The sequence below is a fragment of the Pseudomonas hydrolytica genome (genome assembly GCF_021495345.1).
In the GTDB taxonomy this organism is placed as follows: domain Bacteria; phylum Pseudomonadota; class Gammaproteobacteria; order Pseudomonadales; family Pseudomonadaceae; genus Aquipseudomonas; species Aquipseudomonas hydrolytica.
Window position 1 is genome coordinate 4,583,267 of sequence record NZ_CP099397.1, and the last position, 6,734, is coordinate 4,590,000.

The following is a 6,734-nucleotide window of genomic DNA, read 5'->3' on the forward strand; positions in this document are numbered from 1 at the left end:
TCAACCGATTACTCGATGATCTTGGCAACCACGCCGGCACCGACGGTACGACCGCCTTCGCGGATCGCGAAACGCAGGCCGTCTTCCATGGCGATCGGCTTGATCAGGGTAACAACCATCTTGATGTTGTCGCCCGGCATTACCATCTCAACGCCTTCCGGCAGTTCGCACGAACCGGTCACGTCAGTGGTACGGAAGTAGAACTGCGGACGGTAGCCCTTGAAGAACGGGGTGTGACGACCACCTTCTTCCTTGGACAGCACGTACACTTCAGCTTCGAACTTGGTGTGCGGCTTGATGGTGCCCGGCTTGGCCAGAACCTGACCACGCTCGACTTCATCACGCTTGGTGCCGCGCAGCAGCACGCCGCAGTTCTCACCAGCACGACCTTCGTCCAGCAGCTTGCGGAACATCTCAACGCCGGTGCAGGTGGTCTTGGTGGTCGGACGCAGACCAACGATTTCGATTTCTTCCTGGATTTTGACGATACCGCGCTCGACACGACCGGTTACTACAGTACCGCGGCCGGAGATCGAGAACACGTCTTCGATCGGCATCAGGAACGGACGATCGATGGCACGAACCGGCTCAGGAATGTAGGTATCCAGAGTCTCAACCAGCTTCTTGACGGCACTGGTGCCCAGCTCGTTGGTGTCTTCGCCGTTCAGCGCCATCAGCGCGGAGCCGATGATGATCGGAGTGTCGTCACCCGGGAAATCGTAGGTGCTCAGCAGGTCGCGAACTTCCATCTCGACCAGCTCCAGCAGCTCGGCGTCGTCAACCATGTCAGCCTTGTTCAGGAAGACAACGATGTACGGAACGCCAACCTGACGGGACAGCAGGATGTGCTCACGGGTTTGCGGCATGGGGCCGTCGGCAGCCGAGCAGACCAGGATCGCGCCGTCCATCTGGGCAGCACCGGTGATCATGTTCTTCACATAGTCAGCGTGACCCGGGCAGTCAACGTGCGCGTAGTGACGAATGTTGGAGTCGTACTCTACGTGCGCGGTGTTGATGGTGATACCACGAGCTTTTTCTTCCGGAGCGCTGTCGATCTTGTCGAAATCAACACGAGCCGAACCGAATACTTCGGAGCAGACGCGAGTCAGGGCAGCGGTCAGAGTGGTCTTACCGTGGTCAACGTGACCGATGGTGCCGACGTTGACGTGCGGTTTGTTACGTTCGAATTTCTCTTTAGCCATCTTGACCGTCTCCTAGCGAAGAATTGAGCAAGCCATGCCGCCATTAAAACAAAGGCAGATACTTTCATATCTGCCTTCATTAGATGGAGCTCATGAGCGGATTTGAACCGCTGACCTCACCCTTACCAAGGGTGTGCTCTACCAGCTGAGCTACATGAGCCAAACTCTATTGCGCCAACCACAAACTGGAGCGGGTAGCGGGAATCGAACCCGCATCATCAGCTTGGAAGGCTGAGGTTCTACCACTGAACTATACCCGCGGAGCCTGCAGCTCACGCCGAATCTGGTGGAGGGGGAAGGATTCGAACCTTCGAAGTCGATGACGTCAGATTTACAGTCTGATCCCTTTGGCCGCTCGGGAACCCCTCCAAAGTGAGGCGGCATTTTCTAGATCTGCCACCCTGCTGTCAAGCTTTTTCTCATTAAAATCTTGAGGTTAGCTACTTTGACAACATCTTCGTCGGGAACCAACTTTGACCACCCTGCGAAGCGGGCGCCATTCTATGCAAACTACTGGAGCAATGCAACGCCTTCACACGGCATTAATTGATGCTGCAAACCAGCAAAGTCTCCAGCCAAACGCCCAAGTAAAAACTCATCGGCCAAGCGCCTGCTTTCAGGCGCTACACGCACCCAGAAGCTGCGATGCGCACGCGACAGTTCGCGCATCTGGGGCTCGTACCCCGCCTCCCGCAAGCGCTGCATGACACTGCCAGCCGAATCGCCGCGAGGAAATATCCCGAGAGAAATGCCATTGGCCAGCTCGCCCTGGGTAATGATGTAACTGTCGATGCGCCGCGCCTGAAGCTCTCGCAACTGACGAAGAGATGCCTGCCTGGAGGCGAGCGGCGGCAGATAGACCCAATACTCGACCCCGGCCGCAGCATCAACACTACGCACCTCGGCCTGAATATCCAGACTCAACAGGCGCTGCTCGACCACTCTGGCCTTCTCTTCTGCCTCGAAGCTTCCGAGATAGAGACACACAGCAGCAGATGCACTGGCAGACGCGGATTCATCCGCCCTGGCGCGCGGCGAGCTGGACTCGCTCAGCAAGCGAATATCCTGCCTCGCACCCTGATAGGCGCCCGCCGGCGCCACTTCCTTGGCCCGCAAGGGAGCCTGCTGTTGATGCCACACGTAATAAAAGGCATTGAGCAATATGAGCAGCAGAAGAATCCAGCGCATGCCTTGTCTCAACTCAAGGGGCAGGCGATAGCCAGCCCAACGAAAACCAGATCAGGAACGACCTGAGCCTCTGGCACCGCATCCCGCACCAGCTCAGCGTCCCCTCCCGTCAGGAAGACCTCGAAGCCACCGGGAAAGCGCGAGCGCGCCTGAGCCAGCTGCTCGGCGACGAACCCTCTCAACATCAGCAAGCAGCCACGCTCTACAGCCTCTGCAGTTGAGCGACCAGGTTCGAGCTCTTGCAATGCTGCCAGCGCAACCTCCCGGTCATAGCGAATGCGCCGGGTATGGGTGCTCAACTGATCTCGCATGAGGGGCAGCCCCGGGCAAATGAACCCTCCGAGATGCTCGCCATCGGCGGAAACGAAATCAGCCGTCACAGCGGTGCCCAAGTCGACCACCAAGCAGGCCCGCTGCCCCAGATGATAACCACCAAGCAGCGCCAACCACCTGTCCAACCCCAGACGCTGATAGTCGTGATAGCCGTTGCGAACGCCACCCACCTGGCTGGAGGACTGCGCGCAGACCACCTCGACACCTAGTGAGGCTTTCAATCGAGTGACCAACTGCTCGGTCTCTGCATCGCTGCGCACGCTGACCAGGCGGCAGCGCTGTACCTTCACACCGGAACCGGCAAGAGCCTCGAAAAGCCCGTCGTCGGAGTCGACGATGCCTGCACAGATACGCTCACGGCCGCCAGGCGAAATCACTCGCCACTTGATGAAACTGTTACCGCAGTCGAGCTCAAGAATCATGCTGCAACCTCAGGCTCAACTCACCGCCACTGAAAACCTGTTCGACACCATCCACCTCGAGACGAATGGCGCCACGATCGTCGACACCCAGCACCACCCCCAGCGTCGCGTTGGTGCCAGCCAGTAGCGCCACCGGACGGCCGCGCCACAGATGGAGCACCTCCCATTCATCGCGCACGCTGGAAAAACCACTCTGCCAATGAAGAGACACATAGCGCGTCAACTGACGAAGCACCTCGCCCGCCAGCTCATTTCGATCGATCATTCGCCCTAGATGCTGACGCATCGACGTCCAAGGCTGATCTATCGCCGCCGTCGCATCGACCGCCATGTTCACGTTGATCCCAACGCCTATGACGACATGACAGACATCTGCCGGATCTCCGGAAAGCTCCAGCAGTATGCCGGCAATCTTTTGGCCATCGACCAGAATGTCATTCGGCCATTTGAGTCCGGCAGCCTCCAGACCGCTGGCCCGCAGCGCCTTTGCCACCGCCAAGCCGACCGTCAGGCTGAGAGCCTCGACCTGGCGCATACCGCCATCGACCCGCAACGCCAAACTGCAGTAAAGATTTTCCGCGAAGGGGCTCGCCCAGGCACGCCCTCGCCTCCCACGTCCGGCGGTCTGTCGCTCGGAAAGCAGGACGAAGGGCGCTCCACAGCCGGACTCGAGACGGCGAAACACTTCCGCATTGGTCGAATCCAGGCTGGCCTCAACGAAAACAGGCCACCCCGTATCACCGGCGTTTCGCTCAATCTCTTTGGCATTCAGCAATGTCATAGGGGCAGACAACCGGTAACCGCGACCGGGAACCTTGAACACTTCGATCCCCAGCTCAGCCTCCAGACTCTGTAATTGCTTCCAGATCGCGCTACGACTGATACCCAGCACGCCCCCCAAGGCCTCGCCGGAATGAAAGCGCCCATCCTGCAGAAGTTTCAACAATGCCAGCATGCCAGGCCCCGCCAAGAACAAGGCTGGCATGATAACGACGAGCCCCGCGCTTGCATAGAAAACAGCCTCTGCCACCAGGATCTCAGGACAAAACGTGGTGCGCCGCGCGCACCTTTGTAACCGCGTCATCAGCGGTGCGCACAGCGCCCCCTACGCGCTCTGTGTTTTCCAGCCAAAAAGAAGAAACCCCAGACCTCTTTCGAGATCTGGGGTTTCGTATAGGAGCTTGACGATGACCTACTCTCACATGGTGAAGCACCACACTACCATCGGCGATGCGTCGTTTCACTTCTGAGTTCGGGATGGGATCAGGTGGTTCCAACGCTCTATGGTCGTCAAGCAATTCGGTTGGAGTCTCGTGGTTTAGACGCGACCCCATATTGGGTATGTGACAGTCGTTTGGCTTGGCCCTTGGGCCTGTAGCTCTCGCAAATTTTCGGCTGTTGTCGACTTCACCATCGACACCCTCTGCGTTGAGGGCAGATTGTTTGGGTGTTATATGGTCAAGCCTCACGGGCAATTAGTATGGGTTAGCTCAACGCCTCACAGCGCTTACACACCCCACCTATCAACGTCGTAGTCTTCGACGGCCCTTCAGGGAGCTCAAGGCTCCAGTGAGATCTCATCTTGAGGCAAGTTTCCCGCTTAGATGCTTTCAGCGGTTATCTTTTCCGAACATAGCTACCCGGCAGTGCCACTGGCGTGACAACCGGAACACCAGAGGTTCGTCCAACCCGGTCCTCTCGTACTAAGGTCAGCCCCTCTCAAATCTCAAACGTCCACGGCAGATAGGGACCGAACTGTCTCACGACGTTCTAAACCCAGCTCGCGTACCACTTTAAATGGCGAACAGCCATACCCTTGGGACCGGCTTCAGCCCCAGGATGTGATGAGCCGACATCGAGGTGCCAAACACCGCCGTCGATATGAACTCTTGGGCGGTATCAGCCTGTTATCCCCGGAGTACCTTTTATCCGTTGAGCGATGGCCCTTCCATACAGAACCACCGGATCACTAAGACCTACTTTCGTACCTGCTCGACGTGTCTGTCTCGCAGTCAAGCGCGCTTTTGCCTTTATACTCTACGACCGATTTCCGACCGGTCTGAGCGCACCTTCGTACTCCTCCGTTACTCTTTGGGAGGAGACCGCCCCAGTCAAACTACCCACCATACACTGTCCTCGATCCGGATGACGGACCAGAGTTAGAACCTCAAGGTTGCCAGGGTGGTATTTCAAGGATGGCTCCATGAGAACTGGCGTCCCCACTTCAAAGCCTCCCACCTATCCTACACAAGCAAGCTCAAAGTCCAGTGCAAAGCTATAGTAAAGGTTCACGGGGTCTTTCCGTCTAGCCGCGGATACACTGCATCTTCACAGCGATTTCAATTTCACTGAGTCTCGGGTGGAGACAGCGCCGCCATCGTTACGCCATTCGTGCAGGTCGGAACTTACCCGACAAGGAATTTCGCTACCTTAGGACCGTTATAGTTACGGCCGCCGTTTACCGGGGCTTCGATCAAGAGCTTCGCTTGCGCTAACCCCATCAATTAACCTTCCGGCACCGGGCAGGCGTCACACCCTATACGTCCACTTTCGTGTTTGCAGAGTGCTGTGTTTTTAATAAACAGTCGCAGCGGCCTGGTATCTTCGACCGGCATGGGCTTACGTAGTAAATACTTCACCCTCACCGGCGCACCTTCTCCCGAAGTTACGGTGCCATTTTGCCTAGTTCCTTCACCCGAGTTCTCTCAAGCGCCTTGGTATTCTCTACCTAACCACCTGTGTCGGTTTGGGGTACGGTTCCTAGTTACCTGAAGCTTAGAAGCTTTTCCTGGAAGCATGGCATCAACCACTTCGCATTCTAAAAGAACGCTCGTCATCAGCTCTCGGCCTTGATCTCCCGGATTTACCTAAGAAACCAGCCTACCACCTTAAACACGGACAACCAACGCCGTGCTGGCCTAGCCTTCTCCGTCCCTCCATCGCAGTAACTAGAAGTACGGGAATATTAACCCGTTTCCCATCGACTACGCATTTCTGCCTCGCCTTAGGGGCCGACTAACCCTGCGTCGATTAACGTTGCGCAGGAAACCTTGGTCTTTCGGCGTGGGTGTTTTTCACACCCATTGTCGTTACTCATGTCAGCATTCGCACTTCTGATACCTCCAGCAAGCTTCTCAACTCACCTTCACAGGCTTACAGAACGCTCCTCTACCGCTCATCCAAAGGATGAACCCGTAGCTTCGGTGTATGGTTTGAGCCCCGTTACATCTTCCGCGCAGGCCGACTCGACTAGTGAGCTATTACGCTTTCTTTAAAGGATGGCTGCTTCTAAGCCAACCTCCTAGCTGTCTAAGCCTTCCCACATCGTTTCCCACTTAACCATAACTTTGGGACCTTAGCTGACGGTCTGGGTTGTTTCCCTTTTCACGACGGACGTTAGCACCCGCCGTGTGTCTCCCGTGCTGACACTTGCTGGTATTCGGAGTTTGCATCGGTTTGGTAAGTCGGGATGACCCCCTAGCCGAAACAGTGCTCTACCCCCAGCAGTGATACACGAGGCGCTACCTAAATAGCTTTCGAGGAGAACCAGCTATCTCCGAGCTTGATTAGCCTTTCACTCCGATCCACA

At 56.7% G+C, this 6,734-nt stretch carries 4 protein-coding genes, 3 tRNA genes and 2 rRNA genes (1 of these 9 cut by a window edge); all 9 read right to left on the reverse strand.

What is annotated here, in order from left to right:
- Positions 1-8: 8 nt before the first annotated feature.
- A complete protein-coding gene (gene tuf, locus L1F06_RS21610; protein WP_004373450.1) occupies positions 9-1,202 on the reverse strand; it encodes an elongation factor Tu in 1,194 nt (397 codons plus the stop codon).
- 84 nt (positions 1,203-1,286) lie between these two features.
- Positions 1,287-1,362, reverse strand: a tRNA-Thr gene (locus L1F06_RS21615).
- Between the two features lie 26 nt (positions 1,363-1,388).
- Positions 1,389-1,462: transfer RNA gene (locus L1F06_RS21620), tRNA-Gly, on the reverse strand.
- 24 nt (positions 1,463-1,486) lie between these two features.
- A tRNA-Tyr gene (locus L1F06_RS21625) sits at positions 1,487-1,571 on the reverse strand.
- A 141-nt stretch (positions 1,572-1,712) separates the two neighbouring features.
- Complete coding sequence (locus tag L1F06_RS21630) at positions 1,713-2,390, reverse strand: SPOR domain-containing protein (RefSeq protein WP_004373453.1); 678 nt, start codon at positions 2,388-2,390, stop codon at positions 1,713-1,715.
- A gap of 8 nt (positions 2,391-2,398) precedes the next feature.
- Complete coding sequence (locus L1F06_RS21635; protein WP_012019785.1) at positions 2,399-3,145, reverse strand: pantothenate kinase; 747 nt, start codon at positions 3,143-3,145, stop codon at positions 2,399-2,401.
- The gene (gene birA, locus L1F06_RS21640; RefSeq protein ID WP_129484224.1) at positions 3,135-4,100 is read right to left on the reverse strand and encodes a bifunctional biotin--[acetyl-CoA-carboxylase] ligase/biotin operon repressor BirA; all 966 of its coding nucleotides are present in this window, start codon (positions 4,098-4,100) and stop codon (positions 3,135-3,137) included. Before birA ends, L1F06_RS21635 begins: the two co-directional genes overlap by 11 nt.
- A 224-nt stretch (positions 4,101-4,324) precedes the next feature.
- Positions 4,325-4,440: ribosomal RNA gene (rrf, locus tag L1F06_RS21645) — 5S ribosomal RNA — on the reverse strand.
- Positions 4,441-4,599: 159 nt separating this feature from the next.
- Positions 4,600-6,734: ribosomal RNA gene (locus tag L1F06_RS21650) — 23S ribosomal RNA — on the reverse strand (it continues 758 nt past the right edge of the window).